This window comes from Escherichia sp. WS1451 (assembly GCF_046487365.1).
Classification (GTDB): Bacteria; Pseudomonadota; Gammaproteobacteria; order Enterobacterales; family Enterobacteriaceae; genus Escherichia; species Escherichia coli.
Genome location: NZ_JBJQJP010000013.1, coordinates 1 through 21,931, shown reverse-complemented (window position 1 = coordinate 21,931; position 21,931 = coordinate 1). Strand labels below are relative to the sequence as shown.

Sequence of the window (21,931 nt, the reverse complement as noted above, 5' to 3'; positions counted from 1 at the left end):
AAAGGAACAATGACAACATTACTTAACCCCTATTTTGGTGAGTTTGGCGGCATGTACGTGCCACAAATCCTGATGCCTGCTCTGCGCCAGCTGGAAGAAGCTTTTGTCAGTGCGCAAAAAGATCCTGAATTTCAGGCTCAGTTCAACGACCTGCTGAAAAACTATGCCGGGCGTCCAACCGCGCTGACCAAATGCCAGAACATTACAGCCGGGACGAACACCACGCTGTATCTGAAGCGCGAAGATTTGCTGCACGGCGGCGCGCATAAAACTAACCAGGTGCTGGGACAGGCGTTGCTGGCGAAGCGGATGGGTAAAACGGAAATCATCGCCGAAACCGGAGCCGGTCAGCATGGCGTGGCGTCGGCCCTTGCCAGCGCCCTGCTCGGCCTGAAATGCCGTATTTATATGGGTGCCAAAGACGTTGAACGCCAGTCGCCAAACGTTTTTCGTATGCGCTTAATGGGTGCGGAAGTGATCCCGGTACATAGCGGTTCCGCGACGCTGAAAGATGCCTGTAACGAGGCGCTGCGCGACTGGTCCGGCAGTTATGAAACCGCGCACTATATGCTGGGCACCGCAGCTGGCCCACATCCTTATCCGACCATTGTCCGTGAGTTTCAGCGAATGATTGGCGAAGAAACCAAAGCACAGATTCTGGAAAGAGAAGGTCGCCTGCCGGATGCGGTTATCGCCTGTGTTGGCGGCGGTTCGAATGCCATCGGCATGTTTGCAGATTTCATCAACGAAACCAACGTCGGCCTGATTGGTGTGGAGCCTGGCGGTCACGGTATCGAAACCGGCGAGCACGGCGCACCGTTAAAACATGGTCGCGTGGGCATCTATTTCGGTATGAAAGCGCCGATGATGCAAACCGAAGACGGGCAGATTGAAGAATCTTACTCCATTTCTGCCGGACTGGATTTCCCGTCTGTCGGCCCGCAACACGCGTATCTTAACAGCACTGGACGCGCTGATTACGTGTCAATTACCGATGATGAAGCACTGGAAGCCTTCAAAACGCTGTGCCTGCACGAAGGGATCATCCCGGCGCTGGAATCCTCCCACGCCCTGGCCCATGCGCTGAAAATGATGCGCGAAAACCCGGATAAAGAGCAGCTACTGGTGGTTAACCTTTCCGGTCGCGGCGATAAAGACATCTTCACCGTTCACGATATTTTGAAAGCACGAGGGGAAATCTGATGGAACGCTACGAATCTCTGTTTGCCCAGTTGAAGGAGCGCAAAGAAGGCGCATTCGTTCCTTTCGTCACGCTCGGTGATCCGGGCATTGAGCAGTCGCTGAAAATTATCGATGCGCTAATTGAAGCCGGTGCTGACGCGCTGGAGTTAGGCATCCCCTTCTCCGACCCACTGGCAGATGGCCCGACGATTCAAAACGCCACACTGCGTGCCTTTGCGGCTGGTGTGACCCCGGCGCAGTGCTTTGAGATGCTGGCACTCATTCGCCAGAAACACCCGACCATTCCCATTGGCCTGTTGATGTATGCCAATCTGGTGTTTAACAAAGGCATTGATGAGTTTTATGCCCAGTGCGAAAAAGTCGGCGTCGATTCGGTGCTGGTTGCCGATGTGCCAGTTGAAGAGTCCGCGCCCTTCCGCCAGGCCGCGTTGCGTCATAATGTCGCACCTATCTTCATCTGCCCGCCAAATGCCGATGACGACCTGCTGCGCCAGATAGCCTCTTACGGTCGTGGTTACACATATTTGCTGTCACGAGCGGGCGTGACCGGCGCAGAAAACCGCGCCGCGTTACCTCTCAATCATCTGGTTGCGAAGCTGAAAGAGTACAACGCTGCACCTCCATTGCAGGGATTTGGTATTTCCGCCCCGGATCAGGTAAAAGCAGCGATTGATGCAGGAGCTGCGGGCGCGATTTCTGGTTCGGCCATTGTTAAAATCATCGAGCAACATATTAATGAGCCAGAGAAAATGCTGGCGGCACTGAAAGCTTTTGTACAACCGATGAAAGCGGCGACGCGCAGTTAATCCCACAGCCGCCAGTTCCGCTGGCGGCATTTTAACTTTCTTTAACGAAGCCGGAAAAATCCTAAATTCATTTAATATTTATCTTTCTACCGTTTCGTTTACCCCTGTCGAACGTCAACTTACGTCATTTTTCCGCCCAACAGTAATATAATCAAACAAATTAATCCCGCAACATAACACCAGTAAAATCAATAATTCTCTCTAAGTCACTTATTCCTCAGGCAATTGTTAATATATCCAGAATGTTCCTCAAAATATATTTTCCCTCTTTTTTCTCGTTACGCTTAATTTGAATAATTCTCATTTTCGACTAATTTTAATGAGTGTCGACACACAACACTCATATTAATCAAACAATGCAACGCAACGGGAGAAATAACATGGCCGAACATCGTGGTGGTTCAGGAAATTTCGCCGAAGACCGTGAGAAGGCATCCGACGCAGGCCGTAAAGGCGGTCAGCATAGCGGCGGTAATTTTAAAAATGATCCGCAACGCGCATCTGAAGCGGGTAAAAAAGGCGGTCAACAAAGCGGTGGTAATAAATCAGGAAAATCCTGATTCACCGTTCATTATTAATATCAGCTGATAAAGATAATTGCATCTGCGGGCCGTATGGCTCGCAGTGATTTCACTGGAGAAAAATATGAATATGAAGACCATTGAAGATGTATTTATTCACCTGCTTTCAGATACCTACAGTGCAGAAAAACAATTAACCCGTGCACTGGCAAAACTCGCTAGAGCAACATCAAACGAAAAATTAAGTCAGGCTTTTCATGCGCACCTCGAGGAAACTCATGGACAGATTGAACGAATTGATCAAGTTGTGGAATCTGAATCGAACCTGAAAATTAAGCGCATGAAATGTGTGGCAATGGAAGGTCTTATTGAAGAAGCTAATGAGGTCATCGAAAGTACCGAGAAAAACGAAGTGCGTGATGCCGCATTGATTGCCGCTGCACAGAAAGTCGAGCACTATGAGATCGCCAGTTACGGGACATTAGCGACGCTGGCTGAACAATTAGGTTACCGTAAAGCAGCTAAGCTTCTGAAAGAAACTCTTGAAGAAGAAAAGGCCACCGACATCAAACTGACTGATCTGGCCCTTAATAACGTAAATAAGAAAGCCGAAAATAAAGCCTGAAATATGAACTTTAACTTTTAGTCATTTTATAAAGAGGACATTTTCATGAATCGTATTGAACATTATCATGACTGGTTACGTGACGCCCATGCAATGGAAAAGCAAGCCGAATCTATGCTTGAATCCATGGCCAGCCGTATAGATAATTATCCTGAACTACGCGCTCATATTGAACAACATCTTAGTGAAACCAAAAACCAGATTGTTCAACTGGAAACTATTCTTGATCGTAATGACATTTCACGTTCAGTCATTAAAGATTCCATGAGTAAAATGGCTGCGCTTGGGCAGTCAATCGGTGGTATATTCCCTTCTGATGAAATAGTCAAAGGCTCTATTAGCGGATATGTCTTCGAGCAATTTGAAATCGCCTGTTACACCTCACTCTTAGCAGCAGCAAAAAATGCCGGTGATACAGCTTCAATTCCAACCATCGAAGCGATTTTAAATGAGGAAAAGCAAATGTCCGACTGGCTGATTCAGCATATTCCGCAAACAACTGAGAAATTTTTAATTCGCTCTGAAACTGATGGCGTAGAAGCGAAGAAATAATACCCTTTATACCATGTCCTTATTGACCCCGTATATTACGGGGTCGTTTTTGTGCGGAATTAAAAACGATATCCTGCTGAGAACATAAACACCCACGGATCGAGGCGTACGCTATCGTGTTGCTGTGCACCGCCCAGTTTATAATTGGCGGTGGTATCGATATCCATGTACCACACTGACATGTTAACCAACCAGTCACGGTTAATCAGATAATCAACCCCCACCTGCCCGGCAGCTCCCCAGGAATCTTTCAGACTGAGATCGGAAAGCCCCGCCTCTTTGCCATGATCGTTAAATCCATTATCAAAGAAGGTGGTGTAGTTAATACCTGCCCCAACGTAAGGACGGAATTTGCTGCTGGCATCACCAAAATACCACTGCGCCATCAGTGTTGGCGGCAGATGATGAACGGTTGCAATATCGCCGGTCGCCCGGGTGCCGATTTTATGGCGGAACGGCGTCGCTGCCAGTAATTCCACACCAATGTTGTCGGTCGCCATATAAGTAAACGTCAAGCCCAGTTGCGTGTTATTGGTCACGCTGAATCCACCCAGACTTCCTAACGTACCACCAGCACCTTCTGTTGGACGTACGGTTGCAGAACCTGCACGCATAAAAAATTCGCCTGCTTCATGCGCAAAGGCACTGCCAGAGAGAAGAGTTGTTACTGCCAAAGCCGCCACTGTTAACTTTTTCATATCCGCTCCGTCGTTATGGTTATAAAAACGTGACGAATATACCTACATTGGAGTAACAAATGATCCTACATAGATCACATTACATATGATAATTCACCATTTATTGATCTGGATTAATTTAGAAGTTGCATTAAGAATCCTGGTTAATGTGATTCAAATCAATTTTTAAATATTTTCGCTACGCAAATATTAACTCGATCGCCACTTGCCGCGATTTGCCCACGTCTGAAGGCCAGCAATTACCTCCGCTTTACAAAGATATGCTTTTCCATACAAGACCTGATGCTGCCACCCGAGGCTTAACCAGGGTACAATTGCCCGCTAATTAACACCTGCATAAAACTCAAGGAGAGTGCATGTCTATCACGGCGCAGTCCGTATACCGTGACACCGGAAATTTCTTCCGCAATCAATTTATGACCATTCTGTTGGTATCGTTGCTATGTGCGTTTATCACAGTGGTGTTAGGGCATGTTTTCTCACCCAGTGATGCACAGCTTGCGCAGCTCAATGACGGCGTGCCCGTTAGCGGCAGTAGTGGCTTGTTCGACCTGGTTCAGAATATGTCACCGGAACAGCAACAAATTTTGCTGCAGGCTTCAGCGGCGTCCACTTTTTCAGGATTAATCGGTAACGCCATTCTCGCCGGAGGCGTAATATTAATTATCCAGCTGGTGTCTGCGGGTCAGAGAGTCAGTGCGCTTCGAGCTATTGGTGCCAGTGCGCCGATATTGCCAAAGTTATTTATTCTGATTTTTCTGACTACCCTTTTAGTACAGATTGGCATCATGCTGGTGGTCGTTCCGGGAATTATCATGGCCATTTTACTGGCCCTGGCACCGGTGATGTTGGTACAGGACAAAATGGGCGTTTTTGCCTCGATGCGTAGCAGTATGCGGCTGACATGGGCGAATATGCGTCTGGTGGCACCCGCAGTACTGAGCTGGTTGTTGGCAAAAACACTGTTGCTGCTTTTTGCCTCTTCTTTTGCCGCATTAACCCCGGAAATTGGTGCCGTACTGGCGAACACCTTGAGCAACCTGATTTCAGCCGTATTGCTCATCTATCTGTTCCGCCTGTATATGTTGATTCGCCAATAACCTTAAGCATTTGATTACGGAATCGTAAAATGAAGCAGTTTCTTGATTTTTTACCGCTGGTTGTCTTTTTCGCGTTTTACAAGATTTATGACATCTATGCGGCTACTGCGGCGCTCATCGTCGCCACGGCGATTGTGCTTATATATAGCTGGGTTCGCTTTCGTAAGGTTGAGAAGATGGCCCTGATCACTTTTGTTCTGGTGGTCGTCTTCGGTGGCTTGACGCTGTTCTTCCACAATGATGAGTTTATTAAATGGAAGGTTACTGTCATTTATGCCCTGTTTGCGGGTGCCCTGTTAGTCAGTCAATGGGTGATGAAAAAGCCGCTAATTCAGCGGATGCTGGGTAAAGAACTCACCCTGCCGCAATCGGTATGGTCGAAGCTGAATCTGGCCTGGGCTGTTTTCTTTATCCTTTGCGGCCTGGCAAACATCTACATCGCATTCTGGCTGCCGCAAAATATTTGGGTCAACTTTAAAGTCTTTGGCCTGACCGCCCTTACCTTAATCTTCACATTGTTAAGCGGTATCTATATCTACCGCCACATGCCGCAGGAAGATAAATCCTAACCAGACTGCCAGTCCTTCGGGGCTGGCGCTGTATCTCCTCTGTTCTCCTCAGGAAAATCATAGTAGCATCGCGCCTGTGATTTTCCTTTTAAGTCGGTTTTACCATGTCTACAACACATAACGTCCCTCAGGGCGATCTTGTTTTACGTACTTTAGCCATGCCCGCCGATACCAATGCCAATGGTGACATCTTTGGTGGTTGGTTAATGTCACAAATGGATATTGGCGGCGCTATTCTGGCGAAAGAAATTGCCCACGGTCGTGTAGTGACCGTGCGGGTTGAAGGAATGACTTTCTTACGGCCGGTTGCGGTCGGCGATGTGGTGTGCTGCTATGCACGCTGTGTCCAGAAAGGGACGACATCAGTCAGCATTAATATTGAAGTGTGGGTGAAAAAAGTGGCGTCTGAACCCATCGGGCAACGCTATAAAGCAACAGAAGCATTATTTAAGTATGTCGCGGTTGATCCCGAAGGAAAACCTCGCGCCTTACCTGTTGAGTAATAATCAAAAGCCTCCGGTCGGAGGCTTTTGACTTTCTGTTTACTGAATTTCGGTGGTGCCGTTAATTTTAAACAGGATATTCACCACAATCCCACTGCCTGGCTTACCCGGCTCATAACGCCATCTGCGCATCGCATTTTTCACCTCACGCTCAAACATGTTTGCAGGCTTGGCTGAGAGGATTTGTACGTTATCCACGCGACCATCTGGCGTGACATCAAATTTAACTTTAACCTGCCCTTCAATGCGCAATGCCTGTGCTCGTGCCGGATACTGCGGCTGATTACGGCTTAATGCGCGTGGTCCTGAAGCCACACTGGTAACCGGCTTGCTGGTTGCAGCCGTTGCCGTACTTGATGTCGGGCGCGCGGGTGCCGTATTTTCAAACGGTGATGCCGGACGCGACTCTACGGGTTTGACATCGCGTTTTGGCTGCTCCTGTACCTTTTTCACCGGCTTCGGTTTTGGCTTAGGTTTCGGCTTCGGCTTTTCAATGACCACCGGTGCTTCTTTTGGCGGTTCGGGGATCGGCTCAGGTTCCGGTTCTGGCTCTACCACCGGCTCCGGTGGTGGTTGAACGGCTTGTGGCGGTTCGAGATCCGCTGGCGCAACCATCGTGACAGAAATCGGCTGCGCGGGCGCAGGTAGTTCAATAACCTGATGTACCGAGGTATAGAGCAAACCCGCCACAACAGCACCATGAATGCAGACCGAAAGTAACGTCGGCCAGGGGAAGCGGCGAGGTAAATCAAGGGTCATTGAAGTCATAATCATTTCAGTAGAAAAACCAGGCCCCGATTTTAAATGCAAATAGCAATCATATTCAATAAGGCAAGACGATCAGGATCAGTGAAAATGTCATTTTTGGCGTAATTGACCTTACTTTATGCATGGTCTTAACAAAGACATCATCTTTCCGTTGCAGATCTTCGCCCTTTCAAATAACGTACTTTACAACTTTCCCGAACAAGGAGTTGTGCCTGTGTTGTATGTTATTTACGCTCAAGACAAAGATGATAGCCTCGAAAAACGCCTTTCCGTTCGTCCGGCACATTTAGCACGTTTACAGTTACTGCATGATGAAGGTCGTTTGTTGACCGCCGGTCCAATGCCAGCGGTAGACAGTAACGATCCAGGGGCTGCGGGATTTACTGGCTCAACCGTTATTGCTGAATTTGAGTCGCTGGAAGCAGCTCAGGCCTGGGCCGATGCTGACCCGTACGTAGCGGCAGGAGTCTATGAACACGTTTCAGTGAAACCATTTAAGAAAGTGTTCTGAATAGAAATTCAATATTTAAGGGCACGGTTTTTGCAACCGTGTTCTTGTTTGGCCTTTCCTTATAGGTCGGTCAGTGCATTCACCACCACAAGCAGATAATAACTTTATCTGTATTTCTTTATATGATGTGAACATATTCAGGAAAATGCCCTTTCCTGACGCAGAGTTGCTCACTCAAAACCTTTGATTACTGCGGATAAAGTCATCTACTATTGTTTAACACATTCACGCGCTGCATGTATGTTCAGAAAATGTGCACGTTGAGATAATTAAACAAAATTGTGGTTACAGAGGTATCAGTGAGTCACTGGACTACATTCAAACAAACAGCAACAAAGTTATGGGTGACCCTACGGCACGACATTCTCGCGCTGGCCGTCTTTTTAAATGGATTGCTTATTTTTAAAACAATCTATGGTATGTCGGTCAATTTGCTTGATATTTTCCATATCAAAGCATTTTCAGAGCTGGATCTCTCCTTGCTGGCAAACGCCCCACTATTTATGCTCGGCGTATTTCTTGTCCTGAACTCCATTGGCTTACTGTTCCGGGCAAAGCTCGCATGGGCAATCAGTATCATTTTGTTGTTGATAGCGCTAATTTACACCCTGCATTTTTATCCCTGGCTGAAATTTAGTATTGGATTTTGCATTTTTACGCTGGTGTTTTTGCTGATACTGCGCAAAGACTTCTCCCACAGTAGCGCCGCAGCCGGGACAATTTTCGCATTTATTAGTTTCACGACGTTACTGTTTTACTCCACCTACGGTGCGCTTTATTTAAGCGAAGGTTTTAATCCGCGAATAGAAAGTTTGATGACCGCGTTCTATTTTTCGATAGAAACCATGTCAACCGTCGGCTATGGCGATATTGTCCCTGTTTCTGAATCAGCACGATTGTTCACTATTTCGGTCATTATTTCCGGCATTACCGTTTTTGCCACCTCTATGACCTCAATTTTTGGTCCGCTTATCCGCGGGGGATTCAACAAACTTGTAAAAGGAAACAATCATACAATGCATCGTAAAGATCATTTTATTGTTTGCGGACATTCGATTCTCGCCATCAATACGATCCTGCAACTGAATCAACGCGGACAAAACGTTACGGTTATCAGCAACTTGCCTGAAGATGATATCAAGCAACTTGAGCAACGCTTAGGCGATAACGCTGATGTTATCCCCGGTGACAGTAATGACAGTTCAGTATTAAAGAAAGCGGGAATCGATCGATGCCGGGCCATTCTGGCGCTGAGTGATAACGATGCAGATAACGCGTTTGTTGTACTCTCGGCAAAAGATATGAGCAGTGATGTCAAAACAGTTCTCGCCGTCAGTGATAGCAAAAACCTGAATAAGATTAAGATGGTACATCCGGATATCATTCTCTCACCACAACTGTTTGGCAGCGAAATTCTGGCGCGAGTTTTAAATGGTGAAGAGATTAATAATGATATGCTCGTTTCAATGTTGTTGAACTCCGGTCATGGCATTTTCAGCGATAACGATGAACAAGAAACGAAAGCTGAAAGTAAAGAATCGGCGCAAAAATAGAGTTTAAAGACGGAAAAGTAAACTTATTGGGCACCGCAATGGTGCCCAGAACATTTAGATATTGTAGATCGCAAACAATAACGAGTTACGCTGTTTGTTTAGAATACACTTCCTGATGCTGTGGATACGCATATTTCGGCGCGACTGCCCCTCAAGCCAACGCGATTTACGTCGGCTAGCCTGACGCTGCATGCGCCAGCGCCCCACTTCCGTTCTACTCCGCTTCATGTTAACTACTCTATGCAATAACAGAATGGTCATTATACCCCCGCCCCCGACGCTGACCAGTGCTTTTCCCGCGTTTTTATTTGCCAGATGAATCCATATGCGTAAACTCATAACAATGCGCTTTCAAAAGGATTTCTAATCTATGACAACCGTTTATACGTTGGTGAGTTGGTTGGCCATTCTGGGATACTGGTTGCTCATTGCAGGCGTAACTTTACGCATTCTAATGAAACGACGCGCAGTTCCCTCCGCGATGGCCTGGCTGTTGATTATTTACATTCTGCCGTTAGTCGGAATTATTGCCTATCTTGCCGTTGGCGAGCTCCATTTAGGCAAACGCCGCGCTGAGCGCGCCAGAGCGATGTGGCCTTCCACCGCAAAATGGCTTAACGACCTTAAAGCCTGTAAGCATATCTTCGCCGAAGAAAATAGCAGTGTCGCTGCGCCATTATTCAAGCTTTGCGAGCGTCGTCAGGGGATCGCAGGGGTCAAAGGGAATCAGCTACAACTGATGACCGAGTCAGATGATGTGATGCAGGCGTTAATCCGCGACATCCAGCTCGCGCGCCATAATATTGAGATGGTGTTTTATATCTGGCAGCCCGGCGGCATGGCGGACCAGGTGGCTGAATCATTAATGGCCGCTGCACGGCGCGGTATTCATTGCCGATTGATGCTCGACTCCGCCGGGAGTGTGGCTTTTTTCCGCAGTCCGTGGCCCGAGCTAATGCGTAATGCTGGTATTGAAGTGGTCGAAGCCTTAAAGGTCAATCTGATGCGTGTGTTTTTACGCCGTATGGACCTGCGCCAACATCGCAAGATGATCATGATCGATAATTACATCGCGTACACCGGCAGCATGAATATGGTCGACCCTCGCTACTTCAAACAAGATGCGGGCGTAGGGCAATGGATTGATCTGATGGCGCGTATGGAAGGCCCCATCGCCACCGCGATGGGGATTATTTATTCCTGCGACTGGGAGATTGAAACCGGGAAACGTATTCTGCCGCCGCCACCAGATGTCAATATTATGCCGTTTGAGCAGGCCAGCGGTCACACCATTCACACAATTGCTTCTGGCCCCGGCTTTCCGGAAGATCTCATTCACCAGGCATTATTGACTGCTGCTTATTCGGCTCGTGAATATTTGATCATGACAACGCCCTATTTTGTGCCCAGCGATGATTTACTTCATGCGATTTGCACGGCGGCGCAGCGCGGGGTGGATGTCAGTATTATCCTTCCGCGAAAAAATGACTCGATGCTGGTCGGCTGGGCCAGTCGCGCATTCTTTACAGAACTGCTGGCTGCTGGGGTTAAAATTTATCAGTTTGAAGGCGGGTTACTGCATACCAAGAGCGTGCTGGTCGATGGTGAACTAAGTCTGGTTGGCACCGTTAACCTTGATATGCGTAGTCTGTGGCTAAATTTCGAGATTACCCTGGCAATCGACGATAAAGGTTTTGGTGCAGACCTCGCCGCCGTTCAGGACGATTATATTTCGCGTTCACGTCTGCTCGATGCCCGTTTATGGCTAAAACGTCCATTATGGCAACGTGTCGCCGAGCGACTGTTTTACTTCTTCAGTCCGTTGCTGTAAAACGTCGCCAACAGAGGTTAAACAGGTAGTGACTATGGATATGGATCTAAACAATCGCCTGACTGAAGATGAAACGCTTGAGCAGGCCTACGATATTTTTCTCGAACTGGCTGCCGACAATCTCGATCCAGCTGATGTTCTGCTGTTCAATCTTCAGTTTGAAGAGCGCGGCGGCGCGGAGTTATTCGATCCGGCGGAAGACTGGCAGGAACATGTTGATTTCGATTTGAACCCGGACTTTTTTGCCGAAGTGGTGATTGGTCTGGCGGACAGTGAAGATGGTGAAATCAACGATGTTTTCGCGCGTATTCTGTTATGCCGCGAAAAAGATCACAAACTTTGCCATATCATCTGGCGGGAATAAATAATCGCTTTCGGCGTGAAAAAGGGCTGACAACTGTCAGCCCTTATTGTGTTTAAAGCGGATCGACTTTCAGGCAAGAAACGGCGTGTCTGAAACTCCCCTCCAGAACAGGACGTGTTTTGGCGCACTCCGGACCGGCAATCGGGCAACGGGTACGGAAAACACAACCGGAAGGCGGGTTGATCGGCGACGGTAATTCCCCTTCCAGTAACTGGATGGTTTTGTTCTTCTCCAGATCCGGATCAGGTATGGGGACTGCCGACATCAATGCCCTGGTGTAAGGATGTAGTGGATTGTGGTAGACCTCATCATAGGTCCCCAGTTCTACCGCATGGCCGAGATACATCACCAGCACACGATCGGAAATGTGTTTTACCACGGCCAGGTCGTGAGCGATAAAAATTAATGACAATCCCATCTCGCGTTGCAGCTGCTGGAGCAGGTTGACCACCTGCGCCTGAATTGACACGTCCAGCGCCGACACCGGCTCATCACAGATAATCAGCTTCGGTTCAAGAATAAGAGCACGAGCAATCCCGATACGCTGGCACTGCCCACCAGAGAACTCATGCGGATAGCGGTTAATCAGGTTAGGCAATAACCCGACTTTCAGCATCATCGCTTTCACGCGCTCGCGAACTTCCTGGCGTGACATTTTCGGATGATAAGTACGCAGCGGTTCAGCGATAATCTCGCCGATGGTCATACGCGGGTTTAGCGATGCCAACGGATCCTGGAAAATCATCTGAATATCACTGCGAACGGCACGCCATTCATCGGGCTTCATGCCCAGCAACTCTTTACCTAACCAGGCAACATGACCGTCGGTCGCCTTGACCAAACCGATGATGGCGCGAGCAAAGGTGGACTTACCGCATCCCGATTCCCCTACCACACCTAATGTTTCCCCTTCATACAGGCGAAGAGTGACACCATCGACGGCTTTGAGCGTTTTCGGTGGTTGCCAGAACCACTGTTTGCCATCTTTGATTTCAAAGTGCACTTTCAGATCGGCGATTTCGAGGAGGACTTTTCTTCCTTCGGTTACAGCATTCATAACAGTTCCTCCACCGGTTTAAAGCAAGCACGCAGACGGCCAGGCGTAAACTCTTCCAGCGGCGGTGCGCTACTACAAATTTCCATCGCATGCGGACAACGTGGCTGGAACGGGCAACCTTTCGGTAATCGCAGCAGGTTTGGCGGATTACCAGGGATGGTCAACATTGTTTCACCTTCCGCATCGAGACGCGGCACCGCGTTGAGCAAACCGATAGAATAAGGATGAACGGGTTGATAAAAGACATCGCGCGCGTTGCCATATTCCATCGTGCGCCCGGCGTACATTACCAGCACTTTGTCGCAGATCCCCGCCACCACGCCAAGATCGTGGGTAATCATAATGATGGCGGTATTAAATTCCCGCTTCAGTTCATTCAATAGCGTCATGATCTGCGCCTGTACGGTGACGTCCAGCGCAGTAGTGGGTTCATCCGCAATCAGCAGCTTAGGTCGACATAGCAATGCCATCGCAATCATAACTCGCTGACGCATGCCGCCAGAAAATTCGTGCGGGTACATTTTCATGCGTTTACGCGCTTCCGGCATTTTTACCGCATCGAGCATCCGCACCGACTCTTCAAACGCCTCAGCTTTGCTCATGTTCTTATGCAGCATCAGCACTTCCATCAACTGCTCACCGACGCGCATATAGGGATTCAACGAAGTCATTGGGTCCTGAAAAATCATTGAGATTTGTTCAGCGCGCAGTTTATTGAGTTCACGCTCTGGCAAATTGAGGATTTCACGCCCATTGAAGGTTGCCGATCCGCCAATACGTCCGTTGGCAGCCAACAGGCCCATCAACGCAAATGCAGTTTGCGATTTACCCGAACCAGACTCACCTACAATGCCCAGCGTTTCTCCGGCACGTAGGGAAAAATTCAGATCATTGACCGCCGTGACGTCGCCGTCCGGGGTATTAAAGGTGACACGCAAATCTTTCACGTTCAGCAGTGCGTCAGCCTGTTGTTGTGCGAGCGGCACAGTTGCAGTTTCAATTACGCTCATGGCTGCACTCCTTAACGATCTTTCGGGTCGAGGGCATCACGCAAGCCATCGCCGATAAAGTTGAAACAAAATAGCGTCACCACGAGGAATCCCGCTGGGAACAACAGTAACCATGGAGAGACTTCCATCGAGTTCGCGCCATCACTCAGCAATGCGCCCCAGCTGCTTAACGGCTCTTGCGTCCCCAACCCCAGGAAGCTAAGGAAAGATTCAAAGAGGATCATGCTGGGCACCAATAGCGATGCGTAGACCACCACCACACCGAGTACGTTCGGCACAATGTGGCGAATAACAATGCCCGGCGTCGATACACCGCCAACTTGTGCCGCCTCAATAAACTCTTTGCGCTTCAGACTCAGGGTTTGCCCACGCACAATACGAGCCATATCCAGCCAGGAAACCATGCCAATCGCCACGAAAATCAGCAGGATGTTTTGACCGAAAAAGGTCACCAGCAAAATGACGAAGAACATGAATGGGAAGGAGTTGAGGATTTCCAGCAGACGCATCATTACCGAATCCACTTTACCGCCCAGATAACCGGAAAGCGAACCATAAAGTGTCCCCACGACCACTGCCACCAGTGCCGCAGCAACACCGACCATGAGTGAGATACGCCCGCCAATCGCAACGCGCACAAGCAGGTCGCGACCGGATGAGTCAGTACCAAAGTAGTGACCGGACTCCATATCCGGGGCGCTGGACATCATCGCCCAGTCAGTATCGTCATAGGCAAACTGCGAAAGCATCGGTGCCAGGATTACAAATAGCGCGATCAGCACCAGCACTATCAGACTGGCAACCGCCGCACGGTTATGCATAAAACGTCGACGTGCGTCCTGCCACAAGCTGCGCCCTTCGACCTCCAGCTTTTCACTGAAATTTTCCAGCGTCTCGCTGTTTTTCTTACTTAACATCATCGCGAGCTCCAGTATCAGTAACGGATTTTCGGGTCGATAACCGCATATAGCACATCGACAACGGCATTAAACAAAATGGTTAACGCGCCAACCAGAATGGTCAGACTTAACACTAAGGAATAGTCACGGTTCAATGCGCCATTAACGAACAGTTGCCCAATCCCCGGCAAACCATAAATGGTTTCGATAACCATAGAACCGGTAATAATGCCGACAAATGCGGGCCCCATATAGGAGAGCACGGGTAACAGAGCAGGTTTTAATGCGTGGCGTAAAATGATCCGCCGCATAGGTAACCCTTTCGCCCGGGCAGTACGAATAAAGTTGGAGTGTAAAACCTCAATCATAGAGCCACGGGTAATACGCGCAATACTGGCGATATAGGCGAGTGATAACGCCACCATTGGCAATATCATGAATTTAAGCGCTCCACCATTCCAGCCACCGCCCGGCAGCCAATGCAAAATGATCGCAAATATCATGACTAATAATGGCGCAACCACAAAACTGGGGATAACAACCCCGGTCATTGCCAGCCCCATCACGGTATAGTCCCATTTGGTGTTTTGCTTTAATGCGGCAATAACGCCAGCACTAACACCCAGTATTACCGCAAGAAAAAATGCTGCGGCTCCCAGTTTGGCAGAAACGGGAAAACTGGATGCAACCAGGTCATTGACCGAATAATCTTTATATTTAAACGATGGACCGAAATCGCCATGCGCCAGTTGTTTCAGGTAGCTGAAATACTGTGTCATGATCGGATCATTTAGATGATATTTCGCTTCGATATTGGCCATCACTTCCGGTGGTAAAGTACGTTCGCCGGTAAAAGGACTGCCCGGCGCGAGGCGCATCATAAAGAACGAAATAGTAATAAGAATAAATAGCGTCGGAATCGCTTCCAGACAGCGACGTAGAATAAATTTTAACATTGCCCTACCTTCTGGCCTGTGCCTTCTGTAATGCGATAAAAATCAGACACCGTGGAGCAGGACACGCCTGCCCCACGTATTGCCATTAGTGCTTCACAATGTACATATTCCGGGTGTAGGTATTATCCAGCGGATCTTTGCCGGTATAGCCACCAACCCACGGTTTCACCAAACGCGCATTCACGTAGTAATAAACAGGAACAATGGCCGAATCCTTATCCAGCTGTTGTTCTGCTTTAGTGTACAGAGCTGTGCGCTGTGCCTCGTCAGTCGCTTTCAGCGTTTCCGCCATAATGCTGTCAAAGGCCGGGCTCTTATAATGCGCGGTATTCATCGAGCTGTTCGACAGCATGGTGTTCAGGAAGGAAGTTGGTTCGTTGTAGTCTGCACACCAGCCTGCACGGGCCACATCAAAAGTGCCCTGGTGACGGGTGTCGAGGAACGTTTTCCACTCCTGGTTAACCAGTTTGACGTTTACACCAATGTTTTTCTTCCACAATGAAGAGGCAGCAATCGCCAGCTTTTTATGCAGATCGGAGGTGTTATACAACAGGTTGATGGTCAACGGTTTGTCTGCGGTATAACCCGCTTCAGCCAGCAGTTTTTTCGCTTCTTCGTTACGTTTTTCCTGACTCCAGCCAAACCATTCCGGCTGAGTCAATTTTGCGCCATCAGTATATGGTGGAGTGTAACCATAGGCGGGCATGTCGCCCTGCGCTTTCACTTTATTAACAATGATATCGCGGTCCATACCCAATTTCAGTGCGGTACGCACACGCACGTCATTAAATGGCGGTTTCTGGTTGTTAATTTCGTAATAGTAAGTGCACAGGTATGGATCAACGTGAACTTCGTCCGGGATCTCTTTTTTCAGCTTCTGGAACAATTCGATCGGCATGTTGTTATAAGTCATGTCGATTTCACCACTACGGTAGCGGTTGACATCGGTAACTTCAGAAGCAATAGGCAAATAGGTTACCTGGTTAATAACGGTTTTCGCGTTGTTCCAGTAGGTCGGGCTGCGTTCAAGAACGATTCGTTCGTTTACGACCCAATCTTTTAAGGTATAGGCACCGTTGGTGACGATATTACCAGGCTGGGTCCATTTTTCGCCGAATTTCTCGATAGCGGCTTTTGGCACCGGTGAAGTTGATGGGTGAACAAGTAATTTATAGAAGTACGGAACAGGTTCACTTAAGGTGACTTCTAATGTGTGATCATCAATAGCTTTCACGCCGAGATCGGTAATCGGTTTTTTCCCTTCAAGAATTTCATCAATACCGGCGATATGCCCATATTGCAGATAACTGGCATACGGAGAAGCAGTGTTTGGATCAACAGAACGTTGCCAGCTATACACAAAGTCTTGTGCTGTGACTGGCGTGCCATCAGACCATTTCGCATCTTTACGCAAATGGAAGGTCCAGACTTTCGCGTCTTTATTATCCCAGGATTCAGCGACGCCAGGTGCCGGATGACCGTCAAGATCGCTGACCAGTAAGCCTTCAAACAGGTCTCGGCTGATATTAGACTCCGGAACACCTTCAATTTTGTGCGGATCTAATGACTGAACTTCTGAACCATTGTTACGTACCAGCGTTTGTTTTTCCGCCAGTGTGACACCTGCGGGTACATCAGCTGCCAGCGCGACATTCCCTGCCATAAGCGCAGCCAAAACGCCAGCTGCTACTAAACTTCTCTTGGTGATGTTGGTCATTGTTTTTTGGACTCCCTCATTATAATTACTGGTATTAACCAGCATGTGTAATCCCGGATTGGGACCCTGCACAGGCTCGGAGACTTTCTGCTGTCAGGTTACTTTATCGTTACGTATTACTATCACCGACTTTATTTATTCTGGTGATTCAGACGATCACCTTATGTCGATTCGTACTGTGTCTCCCCTGTCGAGACACATTATTCTTTCGCGACGATCTTTAATTGTTAATTATTCTCATTACCAATAAAGAATCGCCTTGCGCTTGCCCGGAAAGTACCAAATGCGGTTCTTACTCGCCAATACATTTTGCAAAATTGTTAAGCAATTCTCTTTTATTGACCGTATCAGAATCTATAGCTTGCATCCATGCCTTAACAAACATCTTTCAATTCAATCAAATAGAGGTTGGTTAAGCATGTCTCTCTTTTCTGATTACAGTTCCAGTAGTGAAATGCACAATAATTTAACAATTGATTATTATTTAGCACTTTCCTCTAGCAAAGGCAGTGGAATTACTAATATCATTTCAATTATTCTTCAGCAAGCCCAGGATTATGATGTGGCGAAAATAACATGATGGTGAGGAGAAGCAGTTGAGGAAATCCTTATAACTAACTGTAATTTGAGAAGAATATTTTTACCTATTCCTTTTGCTTTTGATAACTGCGCAGGAACAAAGTAAAAATAATGACGAAGTAAACGGAGCATGGCAGCTCCGTTTCAATTGAAAGGAATTAATTAAGCAGGCCGGGGAAAATCCCCTTAATACCAGTAACGATAAATTCAATCCCCAATGCCATCAGCAATAGCCCCATAATACGCGTAATCACGTTGATGCCGGTCTGGCGTAAAACTCGTACAAGCCACGGTGCCATGCGGAACAATCCCCAGCAACATAAAGCGAACAATGCAATAGCCACAAAGAAACCAAACAGATAGCTAATGCTGTGATAACGCGTACCCCAGACGATGGTAGAACTGATCGCCCCTGGCCCCGCCATCAACGGCAACGCCAATGGCACCACACCAATGCTTTCACGTACCGCGGTTTCTGATTTTTCTTGCTTGTTCTGTTTATCCTCACCAAGCTTGCCGCTGATCATCGACATCGCTATTGTCACCACCAGGATGCCCCCGGCGATACGGAATGAATCAATTGATATACCAAAAAGTTGTAGAATCGTGTCGCCGAGAAAAAGCGAGATCCACAAGATAATGGCCACAGACAGGTTGGCTGTAAGGTTCGTTTTGTTTCGCGCTGCCGCTGTCTGATAACTGGTCATGCTGATAAAGACGGGAATAATCCCTACCGGGTTGACCAGCGCAAATAACCCGATGAAAAATTTGAAGTAAACGGGAAAATCAAAAAGGGTCTGAATCACGGTTAGCTCCGAAGCAAAAGCCGGATAATGTTAGCCATAAATAAGGTTGAAAAGACGCACTGACAATACGCCTTTTGACAGCATTTTTCACCTCCTAACTACTTAAAATTGCTATCATTCGTTATTGTTATCTAGTTGTGCAAAACATGCTAATGTAGCCAACAAATCATACTACAATTTATTAACTGTTAGCTATAATGGCGAAAAGCCATGCTGAAAGGTGTCAGCTTTGCAAAATTTTGATTTGGATCACGTAATCAGTACCCAGAAGTGAGTAATCTTGCTTACGCCACCTGGAAGTGACGCATTAGAGATAATAACTCTAATGTTTAAACTCTTTTAGTAAATCACAGTGAGTGTGAGCGCGAGTAAGCTTTTGATTTCCATCGGTTAAGCAAATCATCACCGCACTGACTATACTCTCGTATTCGAGCAGATGATTTACTAAAAAAGTTTAACATTATCAGGAGAGCATTATGGCTGTTACTAATGTCGCTGAACTTAACGCACTCGTAGAGCGTGTAAAAAAAGCCCAGCGTGAATATGCCAGTTTCACTCAAGAGCAAGTAGACAAAATCTTCCGCGCCGCCGCTCTGGCTGCTGCAGATGCTCGAATCCCACTCGCGAAAATGGCCGTTGCCGAATCCGGCATGGGTATCGTCGAAGATAAAGTGATCAAAAACCACTTTGCTTCTGAATATATCTACAACGCTTATAAAGATGAAAAAACCTGTGGTGTTCTGTCTGAAGACGACACTTTTGGTACCATCACTATCGCTGAACCCATCGGTATTATTTGCGGTATCGTTCCGACCACTAACCCGACTTCAACTGCTATCTTCAAATCGCTGATCAGCCTGAAGACCCGTAACGCCATTATCTTCTCCCCGCACCCGCGTGCAAAAGATGCAACCAACAAAGCGGCTGATATCGTTCTGCAGGCTGCTATCGCTGCCGGTGCTCCGAAAGATCTGATCGGCTGGATCGATCAACCTTCGGTTGAACTGTCTAACGCACTGATGCACCACCCAGACATCAACCTGATCCTCGCGACTGGTGGTCCGGGCATGGTTAAAGCCGCATACAGCTCCGGTAAACCAGCTATCGGCGTAGGCGCGGGCAACACTCCGGTTGTTATCGATGAAACTGCTGATATCAAACGTGCAGTTGCATCTGTACTGATGTCCAAAACCTTCGACAACGGCGTAATCTGTGCTTCTGAACAGTCTGTTGTTGTTGTTGACTCTGTTTATGACGCAGTACGTGAACGTTTCGCAACCCACGGCGGCTATCTGTTGCAGGGTAAAGAGCTGAAAGCTGTTCAGGACGTTATCCTGAAAAACGGTGCGCTGAACGCAGCTATCGTTGGTCAGCCAGCCTATAAAATTGCTGAACTGGCAGGCTTCTCTGTACCAGAAAACACCAAGATTCTGATCGGTGAAGTGACCGTTGTTGATGAAAGCGAACCGTTCGCACATGAAAAACTGTCCCCAACTCTGGCAATGTACCGCGCTAAAGATTTCGAAGACGCGGTAGAAAAAGCAGAGAAACTGGTTGCTATGGGCGGTATCGGTCATACCTCTTGCCTGTACACTGACCAGGATAACCAACCGGCTCGCGTTTCTTACTTCGGTCAGAAAATGAAAACGGCTCGTATCCTGATTAACACCCCGGCTTCTCAGGGTGGTATCGGTGACCTGTATAACTTCAAACTCGCACCTTCCCTGACTCTGGGTTGTGGTTCCTGGGGTGGTAACTCCATCTCTGAAAACGTTGGTCCGAAACACCTGATCAACAAGAAAACCGTTGCTAAGCGAGCTGAAAACATGTTGTGGCACAAACTTCCGAAATCTATCTACTTCCGCCGTGGCTCCCTGCCAATCGCGCTGGATGAAGTGATTACTGATGGCCACAAACGTGCGCTCATCGTGACTGACCGCTTCCTGTTTAACAATGGTTATGCTGATCAGATCACTTCCGTACTGAAAGCAGCAGGCGTTGAAACTGAAGTCTTCTTCGAAGTAGAAGCTGACCCGACCCTGAGCATCGTTCGTAAAGGTGCAGAACTGGCAAACTCCTTCAAACCAGACGTGATTATCGCGCTGGGTGGTGGTTCCCCGATGGACGCCGCGAAGATCATGTGGGTTATGTACGAACATCCGGAAACTCACTTCGAAGAGCTGGCGCTGCGCTTTATGGATATCCGTAAACGTATCTACAAGTTCCCGAAAATGGGCGTGAAAGCGAAAATGATCGCTGTCACCACCACTTCTGGTACAGGTTCTGAAGTCACTCCGTTTGCGGTTGTAACTGACGACGCTACTGGTCAGAAATATCCGCTGGCAGACTATGCGCTGACCCCGGATATGGCGATTGTCGATGCCAACCTGGTTATGGACATGCCGAAGTCCCTGTGTGCTTTCGGTGGTCTGGACGCAGTAACTCACGCCATGGAAGCTTATGTTTCTGTACTGGCATCTGAGTTCTCTGATGGTCAGGCTCTGCAGGCGCTGAAACTGCTGAAAGAATATCTGCCAGCGTCCTACCACGAAGGATCTAAAAATCCGGTAGCGCGTGAACGTGTTCACAGTGCAGCAACTATCGCGGGTATCGCGTTTGCGAACGCCTTCCTGGGTGTATGTCACTCAATGGCGCACAAACTGGGTTCCCAGTTCCATATTCCGCACGGTCTGGCAAACGCCCTGCTGATTTGTAACGTTATTCGCTACAACGCGAACGACAACCCGACCAAGCAGACTGCATTCAGCCAGTATGACCGTCCGCAGGCTCGCCGTCGTTATGCTGAAATTGCTGACCACCTGGGTCTGAGCGCACCGGGCGACCGTACTGCTGCTAAGATCGAGAAACTGCTGGCATGGCTGGAAACGCTGAAAGCTGAACTGGGTATTCCGAAATCTATCCGTGAAGCTGGCGTTCAGGAAGCAGACTTCCTGGCGAATGTGGATAAACTGTCTGAAGATGCATTCGATGACCAGTGCACCGGCGCTAACCCGCGTTACCCACTGATCTCCGAGCTGAAACAGATTCTGCTGGATACCTACTACGGTCGTGATTATGTAGAAGGTGAAACTGCAGCGAAAAAAGAAGCCGCTCCGGCTAAAGCTGAGAAAAAAGCGAAGAAATCCGCTTAATCAGTAGCGCTGTCTGGCAACATAAACGGTCCCTTCTGGGGTAATGCCGATCAGTTAAGGATCAGTTGACCGATCCAGTGGCTGTGTAAGAATCCGGAAACGCTCACTTGTTTCCGGATTTTTTTATGCACATTGGACAGGCTCTTGATCT

Annotated in this window: 24 protein-coding genes and 1 pseudogene; 15 read left to right on the top strand and 10 right to left on the bottom strand. The window is 48.1% G+C overall.

Annotated features, from left to right (window positions below; genetic code table 11):
• Window positions 1-9 precede the first annotated feature (9 nt).
• The 5 genes from trpB (at window position 10) to ACJHX7_RS16680 (ending at window position 3,707) form a co-directional block, all read left to right on the top strand.
• A complete protein-coding gene (gene trpB / locus ACJHX7_RS16700; protein WP_000209520.1) occupies window positions 10-1,203 on the top strand; it encodes a tryptophan synthase subunit beta in 1,194 nt (397 codons plus the stop codon).
• Window positions 1,203-2,009 (top strand): tryptophan synthase subunit alpha, encoded by an 807-nt coding sequence (gene trpA, locus ACJHX7_RS16695; RefSeq protein WP_075331349.1) that lies wholly within the window; start codon window positions 1,203-1,205, stop codon window positions 2,007-2,009. The genes trpB and trpA overlap by 1 nt, the downstream gene beginning before the upstream one ends.
• A gap of 380 nt (window positions 2,010-2,389) precedes the next feature.
• Entirely contained in the window at window positions 2,390-2,569 is a 180-nt protein-coding gene (locus tag ACJHX7_RS16690; protein WP_000807651.1) for a general stress protein, read from the top strand.
• Between the two features lie 85 nt (window positions 2,570-2,654).
• The gene (locus ACJHX7_RS16685; RefSeq protein WP_001056491.1) at window positions 2,655-3,155 is read left to right on the top strand and encodes a ferritin-like domain-containing protein; all 501 of its coding nucleotides are present in this window, start codon (window positions 2,655-2,657) and stop codon (window positions 3,153-3,155) included.
• Between the two features lie 45 nt (window positions 3,156-3,200).
• A complete protein-coding gene (locus ACJHX7_RS16680) occupies window positions 3,201-3,707 on the top strand; it encodes a ferritin-like domain-containing protein (protein WP_094030126.1) in 507 nt (168 codons plus the stop codon).
• 59 nt (window positions 3,708-3,766) lie between these two features.
• On the opposite strand, the gene ompW is transcribed toward ACJHX7_RS16680, so the two are convergent.
• Complete coding sequence (gene ompW, locus ACJHX7_RS16675) at window positions 3,767-4,405, bottom strand: outer membrane protein OmpW (protein ID WP_000737226.1); 639 nt, start codon at window positions 4,403-4,405, stop codon at window positions 3,767-3,769.
• 239 nt (window positions 4,406-4,644) lie between these two features.
• Here ompW and ACJHX7_RS16670 point away from each other — a divergent pair.
• The 4 genes and pseudogenes from ACJHX7_RS16670 to yciA all read left to right on the top strand — a co-directional run.
• Window positions 4,645-4,734: pseudogene (locus ACJHX7_RS16670) on the top strand (YkgJ family cysteine cluster protein); the annotation flags it as partial.
• A gap of 27 nt (window positions 4,735-4,761) precedes the next feature.
• Entirely contained in the window at window positions 4,762-5,505 is a 744-nt protein-coding gene (locus ACJHX7_RS16665; RefSeq protein WP_000028546.1) for a YciC family protein, read from the top strand.
• A gap of 29 nt (window positions 5,506-5,534) precedes the next feature.
• Window positions 5,535-6,074, top strand: a complete 540-nt coding sequence (locus tag ACJHX7_RS16660) for a septation protein A (protein ID WP_000808672.1) — start codon at window positions 5,535-5,537, stop codon at window positions 6,072-6,074.
• A gap of 104 nt (window positions 6,075-6,178) precedes the next feature.
• Window positions 6,179-6,577 (top strand): acyl-CoA thioester hydrolase YciA, encoded by a 399-nt coding sequence (gene yciA, locus ACJHX7_RS16655; protein ID WP_000108160.1) that lies wholly within the window; start codon window positions 6,179-6,181, stop codon window positions 6,575-6,577.
• A gap of 39 nt (window positions 6,578-6,616) precedes the next feature.
• On the opposite strand, the gene tonB is transcribed toward yciA, so the two are convergent.
• Window positions 6,617-7,336 (bottom strand): TonB system transport protein TonB, encoded by a 720-nt coding sequence (tonB, locus tag ACJHX7_RS16650; protein ID WP_000171276.1) that lies wholly within the window; start codon window positions 7,334-7,336, stop codon window positions 6,617-6,619.
• Between the two features lie 223 nt (window positions 7,337-7,559).
• Between tonB and ACJHX7_RS16645 the strand changes: the two genes are divergently transcribed.
• Both ACJHX7_RS16645 and kch read left to right on the top strand, forming a co-directional pair.
• Entirely contained in the window at window positions 7,560-7,856 is a 297-nt protein-coding gene (locus ACJHX7_RS16645) for a YciI family protein (protein ID WP_410231663.1), read from the top strand.
• A 299-nt stretch (window positions 7,857-8,155) separates the two neighbouring features.
• Window positions 8,156-9,409 (top strand): voltage-gated potassium channel protein, encoded by a 1,254-nt coding sequence (kch, locus tag ACJHX7_RS16640; protein ID WP_001330021.1) that lies wholly within the window; start codon window positions 8,156-8,158, stop codon window positions 9,407-9,409.
• A 54-nt stretch (window positions 9,410-9,463) separates the two neighbouring features.
• On the opposite strand, the gene ACJHX7_RS16635 is transcribed toward kch, so the two are convergent.
• On the bottom strand, window positions 9,464-9,637 hold the full coding sequence (locus tag ACJHX7_RS16635; protein WP_001309467.1) for a YciY family protein: 174 nt from the start codon (window positions 9,635-9,637) through the stop codon (window positions 9,464-9,466).
• Between the two features lie 142 nt (window positions 9,638-9,779).
• Between ACJHX7_RS16635 and cls the strand changes: the two genes are divergently transcribed.
• Complete coding sequence (gene cls / locus ACJHX7_RS16630; protein ID WP_000214516.1) at window positions 9,780-11,240, top strand: cardiolipin synthase; 1,461 nt, start codon at window positions 9,780-9,782, stop codon at window positions 11,238-11,240.
• A 34-nt stretch (window positions 11,241-11,274) separates the two neighbouring features.
• A complete protein-coding gene (locus ACJHX7_RS16625; protein ID WP_000366959.1) occupies window positions 11,275-11,604 on the top strand; it encodes an HI1450 family dsDNA-mimic protein in 330 nt (109 codons plus the stop codon).
• A gap of 52 nt (window positions 11,605-11,656) precedes the next feature.
• Here the strand turns inward: ACJHX7_RS16625 and oppF are convergent, their stop codons facing one another.
• From oppF to oppA, 5 genes are all read right to left on the bottom strand, one after another.
• Window positions 11,657-12,661 (bottom strand): murein tripeptide/oligopeptide ABC transporter ATP-binding protein OppF, encoded by a 1,005-nt coding sequence (gene oppF, locus ACJHX7_RS16620; RefSeq protein ID WP_000994905.1) that lies wholly within the window; start codon window positions 12,659-12,661, stop codon window positions 11,657-11,659.
• The gene (gene oppD / locus ACJHX7_RS16615) at window positions 12,658-13,671 is read right to left on the bottom strand and encodes a murein tripeptide/oligopeptide ABC transporter ATP-binding protein OppD (protein ID WP_000110931.1); all 1,014 of its coding nucleotides are present in this window, start codon (window positions 13,669-13,671) and stop codon (window positions 12,658-12,660) included. The genes oppF and oppD overlap by 4 nt, the downstream gene beginning before the upstream one ends.
• Window positions 13,672-13,682: 11 nt before the next feature.
• Window positions 13,683-14,591, bottom strand: coding sequence for an oligopeptide ABC transporter permease OppC (gene oppC, locus ACJHX7_RS16610; RefSeq protein WP_000979659.1), 909 nt, complete (start codon window positions 14,589-14,591; stop codon window positions 13,683-13,685).
• Window positions 14,592-14,605: 14 nt separating this feature from the next.
• Window positions 14,606-15,526 carry an oligopeptide ABC transporter permease OppB gene (gene oppB, locus ACJHX7_RS16605; RefSeq protein ID WP_089722445.1) on the bottom strand — a complete coding sequence of 307 codons (921 nt, stop codon included), beginning with the start codon at window positions 15,524-15,526 and terminating at the stop codon, window positions 14,606-14,608.
• 85 nt (window positions 15,527-15,611) lie between these two features.
• Window positions 15,612-17,243 carry an oligopeptide ABC transporter substrate-binding protein OppA gene (gene oppA / locus ACJHX7_RS16600; protein WP_000182039.1) on the bottom strand — a complete coding sequence of 544 codons (1,632 nt, stop codon included), beginning with the start codon at window positions 17,241-17,243 and terminating at the stop codon, window positions 15,612-15,614.
• Between the two features lie 418 nt (window positions 17,244-17,661).
• Here oppA and ACJHX7_RS16595 point away from each other — a divergent pair, with 418 nt between their 5' ends.
• Window positions 17,662-17,823: a hypothetical protein gene (locus tag ACJHX7_RS16595; protein ID WP_157908350.1), complete on the top strand. Its 162-nt coding sequence runs from the start codon at window positions 17,662-17,664 to the stop codon at window positions 17,821-17,823.
• A 157-nt stretch (window positions 17,824-17,980) separates the two neighbouring features.
• Here the strand turns inward: ACJHX7_RS16595 and ychE (ACJHX7_RS16590) are convergent, their stop codons facing one another.
• Complete coding sequence (ychE, locus tag ACJHX7_RS16590) at window positions 17,981-18,628, bottom strand: NAAT family transporter YchE (protein WP_000616773.1); 648 nt, start codon at window positions 18,626-18,628, stop codon at window positions 17,981-17,983.
• Between the two features lie 30 nt (window positions 18,629-18,658).
• Complete coding sequence (gene ychE / locus ACJHX7_RS16585) at window positions 18,659-18,712, bottom strand: hypothetical protein (protein ID WP_212735952.1); 54 nt, start codon at window positions 18,710-18,712, stop codon at window positions 18,659-18,661.
• Between the two features lie 392 nt (window positions 18,713-19,104).
• On the opposite strand from ychE (ACJHX7_RS16585), the gene adhE reads away from it, so the two are divergent.
• The gene (adhE, locus tag ACJHX7_RS16580) at window positions 19,105-21,780 is read left to right on the top strand and encodes a bifunctional acetaldehyde-CoA/alcohol dehydrogenase (RefSeq protein WP_000301651.1); all 2,676 of its coding nucleotides are present in this window, start codon (window positions 19,105-19,107) and stop codon (window positions 21,778-21,780) included.
• The last annotated feature ends 151 nt before the right edge of the window (window positions 21,781-21,931 follow it).